Here is an 847-nt window from a genome sequence, read left to right as displayed (position 1 = left end):
ACGAATTCCGCTTCGTCAGCCACCGGCGACGACGTCGCATTGAGGATGGCGATGGTGCGGGCGCCCGCGGCGCGCGCCGATCTGGTCGCCGCGACAAGATCGGGGCTGCGCCCGGATTGCGAGATCACGATGAACAGCGCATGGCGCAGCATCAACGGCGTGCGAAAAGCCGTGATCACCGAAGGAGCGCTGGCTGAAACGGGAAGGCGGAGCCGCGTCTCGACAAGGTATCTCAAGTAAACCCCGGCATGCCCGGAGCTTCCCCGACCGCATACGACGCACAGGGGCGCAGAGCCAATCCCAATTCGCTGTGCGATGTCGCGCGTTGCGGGGCGGTTACGAACAATATTGGCAACAACATCCGCGCTTTCTCCGATTTCGCTCGCCATCGCGGATGTCGTCACGGCTCGCGCGCTCCGCCTTGCTTCCGCGCCGCTTCCTTGGGATGCCGGTCAGGATGCGAGTCACGATCCCCGGCGAGCTCGGCAAACACGCGCCGAAGATTGCCGTCACAGTTTTTCAGGATAGTCTCGGCATCGACCCTGTCGACACCCAACGCCAGCAGGCCTGCCGTCTTGATGTCTCCCTCGGCCTGCTCAAGCCAGTGTGCTGCGTGCGACGGATCACAGCGCGCGATTTGCGCCACCATGGCCTCGGCGCGCCGCTTCAGCTTGGCATTGGTCGGCTGCATGTTCACCATCATGCCGCGGTACACCCGGCCAAGGCGCAGCATGATTCCTGAGGAGATCAGGTTCAGCACGACCTTTTGCGCGGTGCCCGCCTTCATCCGCGTGGAGCCGGCGATCAGTTCGCGGCCGGTCTCGATCAGCACCGGAAACTTTGCCGA

At 64.0% G+C, this 847-nt stretch carries 1 protein-coding gene and 1 pseudogene; both read right to left on the bottom strand.

Annotation, left to right across the window (positions count from 1 at the left end):
* Positions 1 to 389, bottom strand: a 389-nt coding sequence (locus AC0L30_RS43045; RefSeq protein ID WP_473406796.1) for an SIS domain-containing protein, incomplete at its 3' end; no start/stop codon positions are given.
* Between the two features lie 11 nt (positions 390 to 400).
* Positions 401 to 847: pseudogene (locus AC0L30_RS43040) on the bottom strand (N-acetylmuramic acid 6-phosphate etherase); the annotation flags it as partial.

It is taken from the genome of Bradyrhizobium sp. MI1.11 (assembly GCF_055811255.1).
This window is presented reverse-complemented; position numbering and strand designations above follow the sequence as displayed.